At 44.3% G+C, this 18,714-nt stretch carries 19 protein-coding genes; 5 read left to right on the top strand and 14 right to left on the bottom strand.

The features are described 5' to 3' along the window. Positions 1–8 precede the first annotated feature (8 nt). The 5 genes from opuFB to NST38_RS13520 form a co-directional block, all read right to left on the bottom strand. The gene (opuFB, locus tag NST38_RS13540) at positions 9–1,523 is read right to left on the bottom strand and encodes an osmoprotectant update ABC transporter permease/substrate-binding subunit OpuFB (protein WP_076249514.1); all 1,515 of its coding nucleotides are present in this window, start codon (positions 1,521–1,523) and stop codon (positions 9–11) included. Then, positions 1,516–2,490, bottom strand: coding sequence for an ABC transporter ATP-binding protein (locus NST38_RS13535; protein WP_076249515.1), 975 nt, complete (start codon positions 2,488–2,490; stop codon positions 1,516–1,518). Before NST38_RS13535 ends, opuFB begins: the two co-directional genes overlap by 8 nt. 220 nt (positions 2,491–2,710) lie before the next feature. Continuing rightward, a complete protein-coding gene (locus NST38_RS13530; protein WP_076249516.1) occupies positions 2,711–3,571 on the bottom strand; it encodes an ergot alkaloid biosynthesis protein in 861 nt (286 codons plus the stop codon). Further along, entirely contained in the window at positions 3,561–4,007 is a 447-nt protein-coding gene (locus NST38_RS13525; protein WP_076249517.1) for a nuclear transport factor 2 family protein, read from the bottom strand. Before NST38_RS13525 ends, NST38_RS13530 begins: the two co-directional genes overlap by 11 nt. 132 nt (positions 4,008–4,139) lie before the next feature. Beyond that, positions 4,140–4,724 carry a TetR/AcrR family transcriptional regulator gene (locus NST38_RS13520; protein ID WP_076249518.1) on the bottom strand — a complete coding sequence of 195 codons (585 nt, stop codon included), beginning with the start codon at positions 4,722–4,724 and terminating at the stop codon, positions 4,140–4,142. Positions 4,725–4,892: 168 nt separating this feature from the next. On the opposite strand from NST38_RS13520, the gene NST38_RS13515 reads away from it, so the two are divergent. Then, positions 4,893–5,255 carry an iron-sulfur cluster biosynthesis family protein gene (locus NST38_RS13515; RefSeq protein ID WP_076214772.1) on the top strand — a complete coding sequence of 121 codons (363 nt, stop codon included), beginning with the start codon at positions 4,893–4,895 and terminating at the stop codon, positions 5,253–5,255. Positions 5,256–5,484: 229 nt separating this feature from the next. Next, positions 5,485–6,258: a M15 family metallopeptidase gene (locus NST38_RS13510; RefSeq protein ID WP_076249519.1), complete on the top strand. Its 774-nt coding sequence runs from the start codon at positions 5,485–5,487 to the stop codon at positions 6,256–6,258. Between the two features lie 140 nt (positions 6,259–6,398). On the opposite strand, the gene NST38_RS13505 is transcribed toward NST38_RS13510, so the two are convergent. Beyond that, on the bottom strand, positions 6,399–6,638 hold the full coding sequence (locus NST38_RS13505) for a hypothetical protein (protein WP_235193803.1): 240 nt from the start codon (positions 6,636–6,638) through the stop codon (positions 6,399–6,401). Between the two features lie 130 nt (positions 6,639–6,768). On the opposite strand from NST38_RS13505, the gene NST38_RS13500 reads away from it, so the two are divergent. Further along, entirely contained in the window at positions 6,769–7,401 is a 633-nt protein-coding gene (locus NST38_RS13500) for a nitroreductase family protein (protein ID WP_047842731.1), read from the top strand. 231 nt (positions 7,402–7,632) lie between these two features. On the opposite strand, the gene NST38_RS13495 is transcribed toward NST38_RS13500, so the two are convergent. Further along, positions 7,633–8,793 (bottom strand): leucine-rich repeat domain-containing protein, encoded by a 1,161-nt coding sequence (locus NST38_RS13495; protein ID WP_076249520.1) that lies wholly within the window; start codon positions 8,791–8,793, stop codon positions 7,633–7,635. Positions 8,794–8,960: 167 nt separating this feature from the next. Here NST38_RS13495 and NST38_RS13490 point away from each other — a divergent pair, with 167 nt between their 5' ends. Further along, positions 8,961–9,419 carry an AraC family transcriptional regulator gene (locus tag NST38_RS13490; RefSeq protein ID WP_076249521.1) on the top strand — a complete coding sequence of 153 codons (459 nt, stop codon included), beginning with the start codon at positions 8,961–8,963 and terminating at the stop codon, positions 9,417–9,419. Positions 9,420–9,515: 96 nt separating this feature from the next. On the opposite strand, the gene NST38_RS13485 is transcribed toward NST38_RS13490, so the two are convergent. From NST38_RS13485 to NST38_RS13475, 3 genes are all read right to left on the bottom strand, one after another. Beyond that, a complete protein-coding gene (locus NST38_RS13485; protein WP_036608587.1) occupies positions 9,516–10,760 on the bottom strand; it encodes an aminopeptidase in 1,245 nt (414 codons plus the stop codon). 115 nt (positions 10,761–10,875) lie between these two features. Further along, positions 10,876–12,468: an acyl-CoA synthetase MbcS gene (gene mbcS, locus NST38_RS13480; protein ID WP_179087809.1), complete on the bottom strand. Its 1,593-nt coding sequence runs from the start codon at positions 12,466–12,468 to the stop codon at positions 10,876–10,878. Positions 12,469–12,735: 267 nt separating this feature from the next. Then, positions 12,736–13,740, bottom strand: coding sequence for an aldo/keto reductase (locus NST38_RS13475; protein WP_076249522.1), 1,005 nt, complete (start codon positions 13,738–13,740; stop codon positions 12,736–12,738). Between the two features lie 201 nt (positions 13,741–13,941). Between NST38_RS13475 and NST38_RS13470 the strand changes: the two genes are divergently transcribed. Continuing rightward, positions 13,942–14,787 (top strand): AraC family transcriptional regulator, encoded by an 846-nt coding sequence (locus tag NST38_RS13470; RefSeq protein ID WP_076249523.1) that lies wholly within the window; start codon positions 13,942–13,944, stop codon positions 14,785–14,787. Between the two features lie 69 nt (positions 14,788–14,856). Here NST38_RS13470 and NST38_RS13465 read toward each other — a convergent pair whose 3' ends face one another. The 4 genes from NST38_RS13465 to NST38_RS13450 are packed head-to-tail and all read right to left on the bottom strand — an operon-like array spanning position 14,857 to position 18,541. Further along, on the bottom strand, positions 14,857–15,255 hold the full coding sequence (locus NST38_RS13465; RefSeq protein ID WP_076249524.1) for an Asp23/Gls24 family envelope stress response protein: 399 nt from the start codon (positions 15,253–15,255) through the stop codon (positions 14,857–14,859). A 28-nt stretch (positions 15,256–15,283) separates the two neighbouring features. Next, positions 15,284–16,363 (bottom strand): AI-2E family transporter, encoded by a 1,080-nt coding sequence (locus NST38_RS13460; RefSeq protein WP_036608593.1) that lies wholly within the window; start codon positions 16,361–16,363, stop codon positions 15,284–15,286. Positions 16,364–16,398: 35 nt separating this feature from the next. Then, complete coding sequence (locus NST38_RS13455; RefSeq protein WP_076249525.1) at positions 16,399–17,856, bottom strand: sensor histidine kinase; 1,458 nt, start codon at positions 17,854–17,856, stop codon at positions 16,399–16,401. Further along, a complete protein-coding gene (locus NST38_RS13450) occupies positions 17,834–18,541 on the bottom strand; it encodes a response regulator transcription factor (RefSeq protein ID WP_036608597.1) in 708 nt (235 codons plus the stop codon). The genes NST38_RS13455 and NST38_RS13450 overlap by 23 nt, the downstream gene beginning before the upstream one ends. Between the last annotated feature and the right edge of the window lie 173 nt (positions 18,542–18,714).

Here is an 18,714-nt window from a genome sequence, read left to right as displayed (position 1 = left end):
GCCTGCAGTTACAGCAATCCAGCCTGTTTAAGGTACTCTGCTGCAACCTGTTCAGGATTCGCTCCCTCTACGTTCACGTCATAGTTCATCTGACGCATCTCATCATCCGTAATTTTGCCAGCAAGCTGATTCAGCACCTCAACCAGTTGTGGATATTGATCTGCCGTTTCTTGACGAAGCATCGGCGCGCCTTGATACGGTGGGAATAACTCCTGATCATCCTCCAGCACAACAAGTTCATATTGTCTCAACTCACTATCTGTGGAGTAGGCATCTACGAGATTGATATCGCCACGTTGAACAGCACCATAGCGAAGCTTCGGTTCCATTGTCGCAACGTTCGGAAATTCAATCCCATACTTCTTCTGAATGCCTAGGTAACCGTCTTCCCGATCCGAGAATTCCAGGGTAAATCCTGCCTTCATCTGCTGTTCCACCGGTTTGAGATCCGAAATGGTCTTGAGATTGTATTGATCTGCGATGTTCTTTGGAACGGCCAACGTATACGTATTGTTGTAATCCATAGGGTTCAGCAGCACCATGTTGAACTGGCTCAGCATTCCATCTCTTGCCTGTTCGTACACCTCTGTCCGATCGGTACTCACTGCCGTTTCCTTCATGAATTCGGAGATGGCTGTCCCAGTGAATTCAGGATAGATATCAATATCACCCGACTTGAGTGCATTGAAAAGGAATGGCGTTTTGCCTAATCCGGGTTTTAGTTCAACGGTCAGGTCTGTATCTTTTTCGATTAGCAATTTGTACATATTAATGAGAATTTCGGGTTCCGCCCCCAATTTCCCGGAAATGACGAGATCCTTCTGACCACCACGTGCCACGAAGGGAATGGTAATCGCAAGTATCGCGATTATTGCCAGCGAACCAAGGGTAACCAATGTTTTCTTGAAGGATAACCGTTGGAACTGACGTAATAGTACATCAAACAAAATAGCCAGCAAGGCTGCCGGAATGGCTCCAAGGATGATCAGTGCCGTATCGTTGCGATCAATGCCCAGCAAGATTAATGCCCCCAAACCTCCTGCGCCGATCAAGGCAGCAAGTGTGGCTGTTCCTACAATCAGGACCATCGCGGTCCGAATTCCAGCCATAATGACAGGCATCGCCAGTGGCAGTTCCACTTTGATAAGCCGTTGACGACTATTCATGCCCATCGCATTCGCCGCTTCGACCATGGAAGGGTCAACTTCGGATATGCCCGTGTACGTGTTGCGGAGTACAGGAAGCAACGCATACACCACCAATGCAATAATTGCAGGAAGTGTGCCTATGCCGAATAACGGGATGAGCAATCCGAGAAGCGCCAAGGACGGTATCGTCTGCAACACAGCCGTAACCCCGATAATGGGTTCAGCCACTCTTGGTTTGCGTGTAAGGTATATACCTAGCGGAATAGCGATGAGGACAGCAAAGAACAATGCGATAAATGAGATCTGAATATGTTCCAGGAGAGCAGACAACAACTGACCTTTGCGCTCACTGAACACCTCCGTGAATCTACTCATGTCCTTCACCTCGTTCCTGTAACTGACCAGACCAGTATTTCATCAGATCAACTCGACTGATCTCGCCAATAATCTGGCGGTTACGTTCAACCAGCAGATGGTCATGGGAAGCCATGATATCAACTAACTCCGTCAACGTAATGGATACAGGAACGGCGGTTTTGGCTGATTTTGGCACATGACCCGGTGAGAGTGGTGACATGATGGATTCGAGATCAAAATCAGATTGTGAACTCGTATCGGTGTTAGGACTTCCAACAAATTCACGTACGAAATCATTAGCTGGCTGTCGGATCAGTTCTTCCGGGGTACCCACCTGCAAAACCTGCCCATCCTTCATAATGCAGATGCGATCCCCCAGCTTCATCGCTTCCTGAATATCATGGGTGACAAAAACAATTGTTTTTTTCATCTGACGTTGGATATCCAGAATATCGTCCTGCAATTTCTCCCGACTCATTGGATCGAGTGCACTGAACGGTTCATCCATCAAAACGATCTCGGGATCGGCAGCGAGTGCACGCAACACACCAATTCTCTGCTGTTGTCCTCCAGATAACTCGGACGGTTTACGCTCACTGTACGTATCTCCGTGCAAACCCACCATGTCCAGTAACGTATGTACACGCTCCTTGATTTGATCTGACTTCCATTTTCGCAGTTCAGGAACAACTGCGATATTTTCGGCAATTGTCATATGCGGGAATAGTGCAATCTGTTGCAGCACATATCCGATATTCCAGCGCAATTCGTGAATGTTGTATTCATCGATTGGGCGTTCATTAATGCGCACTGTTCCATCTGTTCGCTCAATCAGACGATTGATCATTTTGAGCATGGTGGTTTTGCCACATCCACTCGGACCAATCATGACAAACAGTTCTCCCTTGTTAATGTTGAGGTTAACCTGACGCAAAGCCGTTGTTCCATCAGGATATTGTTTCGATACATTTTCGAACTGAATCATTCGCTCTCTTCGCCCCTTTATCTAGGGCGTGTTTCAGACACGCCCTAACATTCATCTTCATCTATTTCCCCAAAAGTGTGTTCGTATAATCACTGCTTTCCGTAGTGTCCCTGGTTAGGGATATATATATATTTGAATTAACGATGCCAACATGTTGGTAGATATGCAAAAAGACGGGCACTAGGCACCGTCTTCTCATAATATGAAAATGTTTCTTCCATTATTTCCATACTTCCATATGATTTTGAATAAATTGCTCAAATGAAATCGGGCTATTCCCCGTTATTTTTTTCACCGTATCCGTCGTTTGATCTTCTCTTCCCTCCTCCCGGATAGGCACATCCAGTCCTGCGAGGGCAGCAGCGTATTCTTCTGACATTCCTGCGCGAATCATGCTGTTCCTCAATTCATCATCGGACAAAGATTCATGCTGGATGGACTGACCCAGTACACGACTAATGATGTCTGCAACCTGTCCGTAGGACAACGACTCCGGCCCTGTAATGATATGCTCCGTATTATGAGGAACTACATCTGTCAGAGCATGGAAGGCCACCGCCGCGATATCATCTGCACTAACAAATCCAATTTTCCCTTCACCCGTAGCACTGTACGTTTTCCCGAGTTGCTTTATTGTCTCCCGATGCGGTCCCTCCGTAAAGTTCTCCATAAAATAGGAAGGCTGTAATACAGACCACTCAGGAGCATAGGCTTTTAAATACTGATGTACTTTGCCAAATATAGGACCATTCTCATCGATCGAAGCACTGCCAAGTAAAACGAATCGCTTAACGCCGTTCCACAATGCTTCCTTGATGAATGGAATCATGGCGTTTTCTGGGCTCATATCCATTGCTGGCACAACAAGGTACACCTGATTCACATTTTTCAGCGCCAGCGCATATGTCTCGGAATCATACCAATCAAAATAGACATAATTATCGGCAGAACCAGAAAGAGATGGTTTAGTTCTTCCTGCCAAACGCACCGGATAATGATGCTTTTGAAGTATGGCCGCAACACGGCTTCCTGTCTTTCCATTAGCTCCGGTAATAAGTGTCAACGGTTTATCATTGATCATGCTTGTTTCCTCCTAAGTCCGATTCGAGTACGACCATCGGATTCCAATAGTCTTTATAATGTGTAATTTTTCCATTAGAGTGGCTCACTACAGAGATGTACGTTTGGTTGTAAGGCTTGCCTGTAACTAATGAACGCCCTTTACAAGTAAATTCAGCCACAAACTGTTGTTTCGTGGAATCAGCCAAGATCACCGGTTCAGAAAACTGCTGAATTTCAATCATCCCCAGTAGATTATGAAGATGATTCGTAATTGCGGCTTTGCCTTCCAGTTTCTGAGGATATCCTGCTGGTGCATATGGGAATTCGAAAATAGCGTCAGATGTATATAACTCCAACCATTGTTCTAGTTTTCCCTCCAGTAGCAATTGAGTAAATCCATGCATGATCCGATACGGTATACTATTGCCCTCTTCCAACTGCTGAGATTGTGTCATCCTTATTTCCTCCTTCAGTTTGTTTCGTGTTCTTTTTCCAGACCAATCGGTCTATAATAGTCAAAAAATAAACGCCTTAAGCGTCCATTTTCAAGAAAACGTAAAGAATTCTTACTCGAATCATGTAAAACGCTAATCCATAGCCCTTAGGGTCATCTGTACAAAATCTCGCAGCGCTTCTGTACTTGCACCGCTCTTCGCCGTAAAGGTCAATGAGAGTCGGGAATAATTCAGAAAACGGGCAAGACCGGGCAATTCTTCCTCTGCATGCCTCAGTTCGCCACTCCTCTGGCCTCGTAACAGCGCAGTATGAAAAACATCTTCCATTTGTTGGTTAGTGGTTTGAATAAAGGCCGCGATTTCGTGATTTTGTGGTGCCTGTTCAACCGCGCTATTAATGATGAAACATTCATTACGACGTTCGTTGTCTGTCAACACGTTAACCGCTTCGTTGAACAACTCCGTCACGCCTTGCCTCACATTTGTACATTCATTTAATAGTCTGATCCCCGCCTCTGTCTTCTGCTGAATATAGAATTTAAGAGCAGAGACAAATAAATCATGTTTAGTTCCGTAGGTGTCATACAGGCTTTGCCGCGCAATGCCAAGTTCACTCAGCAGTAAGCTCAAAGATGTACCTTCATAACCGTACGCTCCAAATACAGACGTTGCTTTTCTTAGAACAGTCTCCGTGTCGAACTCCTTGGCTCTTCCCAATTTCAGACCTCACCTCCCTATTCATTAACTAAAGAATACCTTTTCCAGACTGATCAGTCAAGAAAATAAATGCTTTGATTTTTGCCAAAGTGGTATAATGGGAATAGAAGATGAATGAATTCTTTTACCATTTACCAACCATGACCACATATAAAGGAGTGTACCTATATGTATATTCAAATTACAGATTTGGCAGCAAAACGATTGACGGAAAGCCTGAATGACCAACCTGGATATTTCAAAGTGATCTATGACTTGGAAGGTTGCGGATGTAACGGAGTTATCGCTATTATCATTGTTGATGAACTTGCGGCTCTCGACGCGCAGATTGAAACCAATCTGGTTCCGTTCTATGTTGATCCGAAGCAGCAGCTGAACCTAGAACAACACATGAAGCTGGATACAGAAGAGAATTATCCTTCTTTCAAATTAAGCAGTGATTCTGGTGTGCTCAGCGCCAACGTACGCGTTCGTGACACCCGTGCAGTAACTGCGGGAAGCTCCGGTGGATCCGACGCCTGCATGCTATAACACAGTCTCCAGCATACTTGGAGTAATCTAGCATTATCTCTCTTCACATCGAAAGCCGTTGCATCTAATGCAACGGCTTTTTCATGTATACTGCCTCTACGAGAGTTGAAGAAGAAGAAGAATCTAGCAAACTTTGTTTACAACTCGGAAACAATTGGAGAACCTATGGATATAATCCTCTAGTATACTCGGTATATAGATTCATATATTCCGAGGAGGAACACACATCATGAAACCTTTTACTCGTAAATCCATCATATCTACAATTCTCGTAGGCTCTGTTGTAGCAGGTTCTGCTTTTACTACGTTTCCCATCACTTCAAGCCTGAATCCCGTCGCGTCTGCTGCAAGCTCCAGCTTCACTCAATTTCTGCATGATAATGCACCTGGTCGTACGATCAAAACGATTAAAAATGTGGCAACTGTGACCAATGTGTCCAGTACAGTTGTGCTTGTCAATAAAAAGAGAAATCTGCCTTCAACTTATACACCACAAGATTTGGTTGTACCTAATATTCCTTTTAGCTTCTCAGGTTCCAGTCCGAAGAAACAGATGCGTAAAGTGGCCGCAACCGCGATAGAGAAATTATTTGCCGCTGCTAAAAAAGACGGCATCGATATCAAAGCGGTGTCTGGCTATCGCTCTTATGCGACCCAAAAATCGATCTTTGACCGTAATGCCAGCATCAAAGGTGAAGCTGTTGCCAATAAAACAAGTGCTCGGCCAGGACAAAGCGAACATCAAACGGGTCTAGCCATGGATATCTCCAGCGCTTCGGCTGGTTATGATCTTCAGCAAAGCTTTGGCAACACCAAAGAAGGCAAATGGCTGAAAGCCAATGCCCACAAGTACGGTTTCATCATCCGTTATGGCAAAGATCAGGAGAAATTGACTGGTTACTCCTATGAGCCATGGCATGTACGTTATGTCGGAGTATATATTGCTGGTGAGATTACCAACCAGAAACTTACGCTGGAGCAGTATTTGGAACGTGCCAAATAAGGCAAGTTTGAACCCAAAGCTTAGACAGTTATAATTATGTGTTTAGATAAAAGAAGCGTGACTATAGATAACATGACTGAAGGAGAAGATGGGGCCGCAACTGGCCCTCTTCTGCTTCAATTTTTCATTTACACACTTCATCATGTCCCAACGATTTTTCTAAAGACCAGTGGCAGTCTCTTCAGACCTTCTGTTCCAGCCCAAGAGCCTACTCCAGCAAGTATTACATTATGGCACAAATAAAGTGCGACATTGTACACGATAGGGCCTAGAATAATCTCCACGACTACAAAACGTTTTAACGTCGAAGATTGGATCACATATACCCGAAATTCATGAGGGTCATGTCCTCCCATATACCTTGCGATCAATGCTTTCATGAATCACCTCTAGTGTTTTATTTTAGCGTATGGCAGACAATCCTTGTCTTATTCTAAAATAATACTTACATAAAGTAACTAAGTGTGTTATAGTCAGTTTATAAATTATACATAAGCGAGGGAAACCACCATGAGTGAGTTGGAGAATCTAGTCAAAAACCGTAGATCGGCCGTTATTTTTGAAGAAGGAATTGAAATTTCGGATTTGGAACTGCAAGAAATGTTTGCCCTGAACAAATTTGCACCATCTGCCTTTAACCTGCAACACACGCACTATCTTGTGATTAAAGACGAGGAACAGAAAGAGAAAGTCTATGAGGCTTCCCAGCAATATAAGGTAAAAACAGCTTCTGCAGTCATCGTGGTATTGGGCGACGTCAACGCGCATCATCATATCCGCACGATTAACGAAGGCCTGCTGAACCTAGGCGCTCTTACTCCGTTCCAATACGAGCAGGAATCCCAAAGTGTCACCGAATTTTACGAATCTCGCGGCAGATTCTTCCAACGTGAGGATGCGATTCGCAATGCCAGCCTGTCTGCCATGCAATTGATGCTGATCGCTCAGGATCGCGGTTGGGACACTTGTCCAATGATTGGCTTTGACTCGGAAGAATTGCAACGGAGTTTGGAAATCCCTAACCATTACGTACCCGTTATGCTGATCACCATCGGCAAAAAGTCGGAAGCCAAACAGCGCCCACGCGGTTACCGTAAACCGATTAACGAATATGTTAGCTTTAACAAAATGCACGCTGAATAACATATAATATAACCAATTATATAAGTTGAACTAACATTTACACGATAACGGAGAGGACAGAAAAAACCTGAAAAAGCGAAGCGTGCGCCTTTATCCCCGGATTTTCCCCTTTAGAAAAGGAATGGAATTAAAATCTGGGGATAACAGCGATTGGAAGGTTGTTCTGTCATCGTAGTGTCAGTGTAAATAATCTTTAGTTCAACACAGCAAAAAAGCCACGATCTCGTGGCTTTAATACGTTTCATAGATCAACGTATCCAACATGTGAAATTCATCGTCAAACTCCGCATATATGTACAGTCGACCAGCAGGTGTATCCCCCGCATCATAACCCAATCGGAAATATTGATCTCCCTGAAATTCTGCATCAGCCAAAATCAATGTATTGATATCTTCGTCCGGATGAGCCTCGGCAATGGTTTTAAGTGCCTGCTCACCAAGCATGTCCCAACGTTTCCACGTCTCTTCCATATATGAGGATAAGGCTTCCATCTCTGTCTTGGTTGAAACCTGTGCAGTGACTACCAGTTCTTTATCCTGAATAAGTAAGCTCATCTGATAGTTGGACATCGAGACGTCATACTGAAACAACCCCATACCCGGAACTTCATGATTGGATTCAAACATTAGATTATCTGCATACTGCAGTCTTTCCAGCTTGGGATTAGCGCTATAATCCAACTCGTTTAATTTGTTCTCGGAACAGTACAACTCTTTTAGTTGTACGTTATGGCGAATATCCAGCTTGCTAATATGGTTGTTAAAACAACGGACACTCTCTAAAACCATATTTGAACGAAAATCCAACTGTTTAATATGGTTGTGGTTACAACGAAGTTCAATCAAGTTTGGACAACCGGTTACATCAAGTTCCAACATGTAATTGTTGGCGCAATCAAGTCGTCGCAGTTGCTTATTGTGTTCAAGTTCAAGTGAGAAAAGAGCGTTATAACTGCAACTAAGTTCCTCCAACTGCTCAAGGGGCTCCGAAGCCAGCTCCGATAACATATTCCAATGACACTCCACCATTACAAGCCTGGGATTATGAGAAAGATCCAATTTGCGAAGTCGATTAAAACTGCAATCCAGCACTTGCAATTCCAAATTGGAACTGAGGTCCAGTGTAAGAAGCTGATTCTCTCTGCAACGTAATATCCTCAGCTTGTGATTCTGAGCTAGAACCAAACCGGTCAATTGATTATAGGCACAATCCAGCTCTTGAAGACCCCTGAAATACTCGATTCCATCAAGATTGCTAATATTGTGATTTGAGAGTTCTAATATCTCAACCTCACAAACGTCTCTCTCCTGGATGAAATCCCGCTGATCACAAAAACGATCCAACACAACTTGCCTGAAATGTTCATCCGTGAAGGCATAAGTAATATCCATGTTATAACCCCTCCCCCTCTCGTTTTGCTCTATTGGAACAGTCTTCCAACATATTATCACTATTCTATGAGTTTCGTCGCCGGGATTCAACAATTACCTAAGCAAATTCTTTTATACCATGTTAGCATCCAATATGTAAGAGAAATCGTACAGAGAGGAAGATTTTCATGGAAATGGTTATCGAAAACCTCACGTCATATCGTATCGCCTATGTGCGACAAGTTGGTCCGTATGGGCCTGCCAATGCTCAAGCGATGAATACGCTGAAACAATGGGCAGACAAAAAACAACTGCTTAATGAAGCAGCAATTTTATTCGGTATTCCACAAGATGACCCAACTACCACACCGCCCGAAAAATGTAGATATGATGCCTGTATTGTTATCACTGAATCTGAACGTCTGGAAGATGAGTTTGTTGAGATTGGCGAGTTATCAGGCGGAGATTATCTCATCTGCAAGGTGAGACATACGGCAGAAGCTATTCAGCAGGCATGGAATGTGATCATCCCTCATTTACAAACAAGTGGTTATCGGATGGATAACAAGCCGGTTATAGAACGATATCGTTGGGAACTGCTTAATCAGCATTATTGCGAAATATGTGTGCCTGTAAAACTCGTGTAATTCATGTTACGAGGAAACAAAAAAAGTGACTTCAGGTTGAAGTCACTTTTTTTGTTAACGACTGTTACTACTAGCTAGTTAAGACTTGTTAAGATATTAAAATGCCCAGTTGCCTTTACGGAATACCGGCTCGATTGTACCGTCTTGTAACTCACCATCGATATCCAGTTCAGCAGAACCGATCATGAAATCAACGTGAGTCAAGCTCACATTGCACTCATGCTTCAGTAACTCTTCATTCGACATGGTTGTGCCATCTTTCATGTTGAATGGATACGCACTTCCCACAGCCAAGTGGCAGGATGCATTTTCGTCAATACCTGTGTTGTAGAAAATACGATTCAGGTTGGAGATTGGGGAGTCATGTGGTACTAGTGCGACCTCACCCAGATAACGTGCTCCTTCATCGGTGGCAAACAGGTTCTTCAAATGCTCTTCACCGGATGCTGCCGTAAACGCTACAACCTGTCCATCCTTGAATGTGATTCTCATCTGGTCTACAAGTTGTCCGTTCAGGTTCAAAGGCATGGTACTGCTGACATATCCATTCACTCCGCTGCGTTTAGGCATGGTGAATACTTCTTCAGTTGGCATATTGGCAACGGTGTATACACCTTGTTTATTTTCGCTACCACCGCCACCCCAGATGTGGTTGTGGACCAATTCAATTTTCAAATCTGTACCTGGCGCACGGTAATGCAGGCTCTTATAGTTCTTTTTATTCAGGAGATCACTCATGGTATTCAGGGTATCCAGATGTTCTCTCCAATTTTGTACGGCGTCTCCGCCATCTACACGGTTCATTTTGAAGATCGTTTCCCACATCACGTTGATTCGGTCTTCTTCCGGGATGTCGGCAAATACTTTGTTCGCCCAAGCCTTGGTCGGTGCTTTAATCAGACACCAGCTAATTTCATGGTTGCGTGTGTATTTGGCATATCCGCGACGTGCGTGTGCAGCTGCCTTGGTAGCACGGGAAACGCTGTCGGAGTCAATTCCGTTATACAGTTCAGGATCTGGAACTTTAATCGTCAGGGTAGCGCCACCTGCTTCCGCAAACTTCTCCATCATATCCGCTTTCCACGCTGGATAATAGTCAAAGCTGTCATTGGAACCATGCTCAAAACGACTGCGGGTAATGTTGTCATCATCGAAGTCCACTTGTACATAGTTTGCACCAGCCGCATAGGCTTTTTGCACAATGAGACGTGTGAATTCAAGCGTTTCGATCGGTGCAGTAACGAGCAGATCCTGTCCTTTTTGAATATTCACGCCAACTTTAACAACTAGTTCTGCGTATTGTTCCAATGACTTTTCAAAGGTTTGTTCAAATTGACTCATGGTTGTGTTCACTCCTGTTTCATATATTGTACGACCGCTTTCGCTTCTGCAGAATCGATTCCTTCTCTTTCACTACGCAGGCACAATTCCCAAAATTTCATCTATACAAAATGATCTAACTATTACGTTTTTCTTGTTCGCGTAACTCGATCCGGCGGATTTTACCAGAGTTGGTCTTTGGCAGATCCGTAACAAATTCGATCTTGCGTGGATATTTATAAGGTGCTGTAATTTCCTTGACGTGGTGTTGCAGTTCACGCATCAGTTCCGGTGAAGCCAGTGAATCGTCTCTCAACACGACAAAAGCTTTGACAATATTGCCACGGATCTCATCCGGACTTGCAACCACCGCACATTCCTTCACACTGGCGTGTTTCATGAGTGCTTCTTCCACTTCAAATGGTCCAATCGTGTAACCCGAACTGATGATGATGTCGTCACTGCGACCTTCAAACCAGAAGTATCCTTCTTCGTCTTTGCGTGCACGGTCCCCTGTTACAAAATAATCGCCACGCTGACTCGCTTCCTTCCGTCCCTCATCCTGATAATAGGACCGGAACAAAGCTGGCATCTCTTTGTGTACCGCGATATCTCCTACTTCACCCGGAGGCACAGGTTGTCCCTCATCGTCAATAATTTCAATCAATCCAGGTGTAATTGACTGACCCATCGAGCCAATACGTACAGGCGCATCTTTGAGACTGCCGATTAACAACGTGCTCTCGGTCTGTCCATATCCGTCCCGAATAGTCAGGTCAAAATGACGCTGGAAGATTTCAATAACTTCCTGATTGAGCGGTTCACCCGCTGAAACAGCACTGCGCAGATGAGACAGGTCATAATGTCCAAGATCATCTGCTTTGGCCATCAACCGATATTCGGTTGGTGTACAGCAAAGGACATTAATCTGATGTTCCTGCATCAGTTCCAGATAACGCTTGGGCTGGAATGATCCATTGTAGACCAGTCCAGTCGCGCCTCTTCCGAGTACCGACAGGAACGGGCTCCAGATCCATTTTTGCCAGCCAGGTGCAGCCGTTGCCCATACGGTATCTGAAGGTTGAATATCCAACCATAATGAAGAAGCGATCCGCAGGTGGGCATATCCCCAACCGTGGCTATGTACAACTCCTTTGGGATTACCAGTTGTGCCCGAAGTATAAGCAAGGATAGCCGTATCATCACGATGAGTCTCCACCGCAGCCATCTCGTCGGGTTGATTCTGCATTAACTGATGCACATTGACCCAACCTTCAGCAGGTACGCTAACTTCTTCATTCGGTGATGCCACGATGCGATGTGCCAGTGACGGCAGATCCGCGTCCATCTTTTCCACTTCTGAGGTCGTCTCGGACCATACAATAACAGCCCGCGCCTCAGAGTGACGCAGACGATATTCCAGATCTTTTGCCCGTAACATCTCGGAGGAAGGAATAACGGCAATCCCCAATTTCAGACAAGCAATATAAATGACATAGGCAATAATACGGCGTGGTACCATGACCAACACCCGATCACCCTTCTCTAGTCCAAGTTCACGCAAACCTCCAGCAAGACGATTCGCCTGCTTGAATAAATCACCATACGTGATCTCTTCCAATTCTCGTTGATCGCTGAGCCATCTAAGTGCAATCCGGTCTGATGGATGATTCTCCATCTCGGATGTCAGGTTATAGCTTTCAGGCGAAATCCACTGTTCAAAGTTCAAATGGAGCCTCTCCTTCGTAGTTCAATTGTAAAGCTTCTATATATTATACCCTAAATCCTAGGACCAGGTGCTATGAACTAGGTTCATTCTGAAAAAAATAAACATAGGTCAATTAATGAACTATTATAATAGATCTTATCCTATAATGAAAATGACATATACAAAATGGCGCCTTCCTGATTGATCAGGTAGGCGCCATTTTCATTCTTCATTTATATTACATTAGTTTTACCTAACTATAATTTTCACACAGCTATACTGTGTATGTTACCACGGATAATTACCCATTCCGTCCAAAATGCTTTCGATCTCATTCAACTCTTCCGTTGTCAGATCCGGTGCGCTGAGCGCAGCTACATTTTCTTCAATCTGGGACACACGGCTTGCCCCAATCAATGCAGAAGTTACACGGTTACCACGCAAAATCCAGTTCAGAGCCAGTTGAGAGATCGTCTGCCCTCTTCGCTCCGCAACCGCCTGAAGTGCATCGAACTTGGCAATCCGTTCGTCCGTATATGCTTCTTTTTTCAAATTTCCTGTTGGATTGACGCGTTCTTCCTTGATCTTATCGACATATTTATTCGTCAACTGACCGCGCCCGAGTGGACAGAACGCAATGGAACCTACGCCTTGCTCATCCAGTACGTCCTGCAAACCGTCTTCAATCCAGCGATTTAACATCGAGTAGTTTGGCTGATGAACCAGACATGGCGTACCCAGACGACGAAGAATGGTCACCGCTTCTTGTGTCTGTTCTGCATTATAATTGGATAAGCCCACATACAATGCTTTACCTTGCCGCACGATATGATCCAATGCCGTCATCGTTTCTTCCAATGGCGTGTCCGGATCTGGACGGTGATGATAGAAAATGTCTACATAATCCAGTCCCATCCGACCAAGACTTTGATCGAGACTGGCAATCAGGTTTTTACGGGAGCCCCACTCGCCGTAAGGTCCATTCCACATATGGTAGCCTGCCTTCGATGAGATAAGCAGTTCATCCCGGTAAGGACGAAGATGTTTTTTGTAAATCACGCCAAAGTTCTCTTCCGCTGATCCTGGAGGTGGACCATAGTTATTCGCCAGATCGAAATGGTTAATTCCGAGGTCAAAGGCACGCAAAATCATTTCTTCCTGAATATCCAATGTACGGTTGCCACCAAAGTTCTGCCATAAACCCAGCGCAATTTGCGGAAGTCTGATTCCGGATTTGCCGGAACGTACATATTTCATCTCATCATATCGTTGTTCACTCGCAGTATAGGGCATCGTTATTCTCACTTTCCTGTAAGGTTTGTTGAATTCCTTTTCATCTTAGACATTTTCCTGGATAAACGATATGGCATTTCACTTTGAACATATGGAATAATGATTGTTATCTATATATACTAATGTTAAATAATTAATCTTTTCAACTATTTAGTATGTTAAAATGCAAGATGAGACGAAATCGTACAGGAGTGAATACCCTTGATTACGTATATGTTCAAAAACAATCATTTTCAGGAGCTACAGCTCCTTCATTATGGTACGGAAGCATGTACACCAGGTCACCACTTTGGCCCTGCCATGCGAGACTATTACAAAATTCATTATATTTTGAATGGCAAAGGCACCTTCGAAGTTGGTGGCAAAAAGTATACACTGCACAAAGGGCAAGGATTTCTGATCGTTCCGCATTCCGTCGTGCATTACGAAGCAGATCAGGATGATCCATGGGAATACAGCTGGGTTGCATTTCAAGGCAGCAATAGTTCTTCCTTTTTACAGCAGGCCTGTCTGTCCGAGCATCACCCGATCTTTGAACTGGGTAATGAGGATGACGAGATGCGATCCTGCCTGCACCGAATGATCAATTCTCGCAATACCCATAAAGGCTGGGAGATTAGCATGACTGGTTTACTGTATCAATTCTTCTCTATTTTGATTGATCAGGCTAATTCAGAGCATCTTCAACCCATGCCGGATTATTCGAAGGAAACGTATGTAACGCAGGTAATGGACTTCATTGAAATGAACTATGCCAATGCCATTACCGTTCAGTCCATCGCCGCCCATGTCGGTTTGCAGCGCAGTTATCTGTGCTCTCTGTTCAAGGACCAGATGGGAAGCAGTATTCAGTCGTATCTGGTCCATTATCGGATGCGCAGGGCAGCCGAACTAACGCTTGATCCCGGTCTGACCATTGGCGATATTGCCCGTTCTGTGGGCTACACCGATCAATTGCTTTTCTCCAAAATGTTCAAAAAAGTGATGGGTGAAGCGCCCACCTATTATCGCAAACATAAAACAGCACCCTCCCAGTTAAGTTATTAATTGGGAAGGTGCTGTTTTTGTTAATCGTTTATCCTTACAAACGTTATTCCTTACATTCTTTTCATTGGTTTATACCATCTCCGGCATGGATATGCCAACAACTTGCACTTTGATTTCATCGACCATGACGCCGGCTAATTGTTCTACAGCCTGTTGAACATTATGTTGAAGTTCACGGCAGACCTCGTGCATCTTGTTGCCATATTGAATGTTGATGCGCAGCTGGATGGTTGCCTGTTCGTCTTTGACGTGTACGTCAATCCCTTTTTGCAGACTCTTGCCGCTAATACTCTTGGCAATCCCTTCAGTCAGTCCAACGGACATGGAGGATACACCAGCCGTTGATTGAGCGGCCATCCCCACGATCTTGGATAACACATCATTCGAGATGTGAATGGTACCCATTTGAACAGATTGAGGTGCAATATATTCAGGTTCATTGTATTGTTTTTCGATAATTTCAGACATGTGCTCCACTCCTTCGAATAATTAAATTCTATGCATTCTGCCATTTGTCCTTGAAGAACATGTTATAGATTCGAACCAAAAGAATTTTAACGATCATATAAACCGGGATAATAATCAGGATGGCAATAATTCCACCCAGGTCGCCTGCACCCAACACCAGAATGATGGTCGTGAGCGGGTGAATATCCAGCTTTTTGCCGAATACGTACGGTGCAACCAGGTTGTCCTGAATCTGCTGAGCGACAAGAATAATAATCAGAGACCAGATGGCAACCGATGGTGATACCACGAGACCCATGATCACAATAGGTACGGACGACACAATCGCTCCGATAAACGGAACAAAGTTCATGATGACCGCAATTACCGTGAGCAGTAATGCGTACGGCAGTCCAATGATGAGGAAACCGATATACATCAATACACCCAGCGCCAGATTGACCAAAACTCTTCCCACGATAAAACCACTCAACGCCTGATCAATCTCAATTACAACATCACGGCTGTCATTTTGGAAACGTTTTGGAGCGATATGTGCCAATTTACGACCAAATTTCTCGCCTTGTAACAGCATATAGAACAAAAGAATCGGTAGTGTAAACAAGATGATCGCAAAACTGGAAACAAGTGAGAAAAATCCACTTACATAGTTGGTTACAAAGTTAAATCCTTTGTTGATATACTCCGTGATCTGGGAGAAAGGTGTCGAGCCCTCAGGGAACAAGGCCTGAATGGCACCATTTTGCTCCAGCTCTCTGAGCTGGTCACTTAATGAATTAATTAAACTTGGTGCGTTATCGACCAGATTGATCAGTTGCTCACGTAACGATGGCCATAAACCAATGATGAAGAACACTCCCAGAATAGCAATAACCAGATAGATTAGCAAAATACTTAGCGTGCGATTTATTTTCTTTTTCTCCATATAATTCACAAGCGGCCTTAGCAGATAATAAAAGAACACCGACAACATCATCGGCACGGTAATGACCGTGATCATGGTGACGAGCGGCTGAAAGATGAAGCTTACACGTGATAATAAATAGATATTAACCAATATCAGCGCCAGTGCAATACTGAACCGTACAAACGTATTTACTTTGAACAAAATATTTCCCTCCACATGGACATTTCTTCTCTTATTTAATTTGGAATCTCAATGCTAAACACGGTGGTCTCTCGCCCACGCCGGGAAAGGATCAGCCGTCCGCCCATTTTCTCCGTATTACGTCGTGCGATGGACAAACCAAGTCCGGTGCCTCCGGTCGCTGTCCGCGCCTCATCCCCTCGTACAAACGGGTCAAAGATCGTTGACCATAGTTCTTGAGGTATGCCCACTCCGTTATCTGCCACTTCAATCACCACATGGGTATGAAGCGGAATGAGTTCGACGCGCAGTTCGGTCCCGATTGGATTATAAGACAGAGCATTGGTAATCAGATTCTGGATGACTCTGGATAACAGCTCCGGATCGTACCTCGCGTAGATCACCTCATCAGGAACAAGTACATGAAGGACAAACTGTTTCTGTTCAATCTCCCCATAGGTATCTGCCATAATCTCGCGCAGGAATTCTCCAATCTCTCTTCTCTGAATATGCATGCGAAAATCGGGCGAATCCACCTTGAGCAACTCCAACATATTCTGTATCATGCGTGCAACTTGAACAGACTTGTTATAGATGTATCCCAGATATCTTTGCTGCCTGTCCTTGTCCTCTCCACGTCCTTCCACCAATGCCTGCGCATATCCCTGTATGGATGTTATCGGTGTCTTCAGATCATGTGATAAGTCTACAATCAGTCGCTGTTTGCTCTCTTCGGCGTAACGTTTCTCCGCAGAGGTGTTCTCAATAACGTCCGCCATGTAGTTGAAGGTCTCACCAATCTGGACAAATTCCCTCTCGGCCGAGATCGACATCCGTGTACTATAATTCCCCTGTATCATCTGCGTAAGACCCGAGGAGAGGATACTGAGTGGTTTTTTGATTCTCCGTGCGACCCAGTAGCTGTAGACAAAGATCAATAATAAAACCAAACCGATGCCAATCATAATGTAAAAGGATAATGGATGTTTCAGATTAGTAATCAACTGATTATCATTAATTCGCACGCTGACCAGATCACGCGGGATTTTGAGCAATACATACGCTGCCGCTCCTTCTGTCGAGAGAGGAGTGATCGAATAATAGTATTCCTGGTCACTCCGATTTTCCAGTCCATCATATAGATCAGCTTCACTGTATTGCGTGATCGCATCTTGCTTGTCTCCCACATGATGAATGACATTGCGATTCGCATCCAGAATTTCAATCCAGCCCCCGCTATCCTTGAGACGTTGAATCTCTGTGTCTTTGCCTTTCGACACCGAACCTCCACCGGAATAAAATTCGTTCTCCAGCTCCTCCACATACATGTGGGCTTCAACATTCAGATTCGGGTCTACCACCTGATCCGAAATGCGAAAATCCACGACATCAAGTGAAACCATAAGGTACACAATCAATACCAGTAACAGCAAAAAGAAGTTGAACAGCAAGAAGTCCAAAGTCAGGGATGTCTGCAACAGTCGCTTTTCTCTAGCTTTCCATGGGCGCTTCAATTTTGTATCCCAGTCCCCTTATCGTTTTGAGATATTCCGGTTGTCTGGAGTCACGCTCGATCTTCTCCCGAATGTTGCTGATATGTACCATAATCGTGCTGTCCTCGTGTGCATAATAATCGCCCCAGACCGCTTCGTATATTTTTTTACGGGTGAACACTCGGCCAGGTTGATCAAGCAACAATTCCATAATTTTATACTCTGTAGAGGTCAATGTTACAGGACTTCCTGAACGAAAAAGGATACATTGGGATCGATCCAGCGTCAGCTCACCTAATACCAGATTCTGTTCTTTCGCTTCGGGGATCTCCGCTGCATCAAATTGATTAACTCTTCTGAGCAACGCCTCTACTCTGGCGACAATCTCAAGCGGGTTGAACGGCTTCGCTATATAATCGTCTGCCCCAAGTCCAAGTCCAAGGATTTTATCGTGATCCTGACTTTTAGCGGATAGGAACAGTACAGGCATGTGATATGTGGCTCTGATCTGTTTGATCAACTGCAATCCATCCATTACAGGCATCATGATGTCCAGTATGACCAGATCGATCTGTGTTGAACGTATGCATTGTAATGCCTCGGCTCCATTCACCGCAGTTTTAATGGTATAGTCCTTCTCCAGATATAGTTGAAGCAGTTCAACAATCTCTGGTTCGTCATCTGCAATTAATACGGTGTATCTCATGATATTCCTCTCATTTCCTATACTCTATGCCTATCTCTACATTATTACTATATACTACGTCTCTTAATTCAACCTAAATCATTTCTAAAGATAATCTAAATAAATAGAAATAGAGCCCTGGCTCATGCCAAGGCATTAACTAAAAAAGGGCTGTTTTCAGCCTACATTCAAGC

Source organism: Paenibacillus sp. FSL H8-0104 (genome assembly GCF_038050215.1).
GTDB classification, from domain to species: domain Bacteria; phylum Bacillota; class Bacilli; order Paenibacillales; family Paenibacillaceae; genus Paenibacillus; species Paenibacillus amylolyticus.
Note: the sequence above shows the minus strand (reverse complement) of the source record. Positions and strands in the feature narration are given on the sequence as shown.

What these genes read in the sequence shown, in the direction of transcription:
- NST38_RS13495 (WP_076249520.1), bottom strand. Translation starts at nt 8,793, where the DNA reads ATGGATATTACTTATGCCTTCACGGATGAACATTTCAGGCAAGTTGTG.
- NST38_RS13530 (WP_076249516.1), bottom strand. Translation starts at nt 3,571, where the DNA reads ATGATCAATGATAAACCGTTGACACTTATTACCGGAGCTAATGGAAAG.
- opuFB (WP_076249514.1), bottom strand. Translation starts at nt 1,523, where the DNA reads ATGAGTAGATTCACGGAGGTGTTCAGTGAGCGCAAAGGTCAGTTGTTG.
- NST38_RS13475 (WP_076249522.1), bottom strand. Translation starts at nt 13,740, where the DNA reads ATGCCCTATACTGCGAGTGAACAACGATATGATGAGATGAAATATGTA.
- NST38_RS13505 (WP_235193803.1), bottom strand. Translation starts at nt 6,638, where the DNA reads ATGAAAGCATTGATCGCAAGGTATATGGGAGGACATGACCCTCATGAA.
- NST38_RS13465 (WP_076249524.1), bottom strand. Translation starts at nt 15,255, where the DNA reads ATGTCTGAAATTATCGAAAAACAATACAATGAACCTGAATATATTGCA.
- NST38_RS13450 (WP_036608597.1), bottom strand. Translation starts at nt 18,541, where the DNA reads ATGAGATACACCGTATTAATTGCAGATGACGAACCAGAGATTGTTGAA.
- NST38_RS13515 (WP_076214772.1), top strand. Translation starts at nt 4,893, where the DNA reads ATGTATATTCAAATTACAGATTTGGCAGCAAAACGATTGACGGAAAGC.
- NST38_RS13485 (WP_036608587.1), bottom strand. Translation starts at nt 10,760, where the DNA reads ATGAGTCAATTTGAACAAACCTTTGAAAAGTCATTGGAACAATACGCA.
- NST38_RS13500 (WP_047842731.1), top strand. Translation starts at nt 6,769, where the DNA reads ATGAGTGAGTTGGAGAATCTAGTCAAAAACCGTAGATCGGCCGTTATT.
- NST38_RS13510 (WP_076249519.1), top strand. Translation starts at nt 5,485, where the DNA reads ATGAAACCTTTTACTCGTAAATCCATCATATCTACAATTCTCGTAGGC.
- NST38_RS13525 (WP_076249517.1), bottom strand. Translation starts at nt 4,007, where the DNA reads ATGACACAATCTCAGCAGTTGGAAGAGGGCAATAGTATACCGTATCGG.
- NST38_RS13535 (WP_076249515.1), bottom strand. Translation starts at nt 2,490, where the DNA reads ATGATTCAGTTCGAAAATGTATCGAAACAATATCCTGATGGAACAACG.
- NST38_RS13490 (WP_076249521.1), top strand. Translation starts at nt 8,961, where the DNA reads ATGGAAATGGTTATCGAAAACCTCACGTCATATCGTATCGCCTATGTG.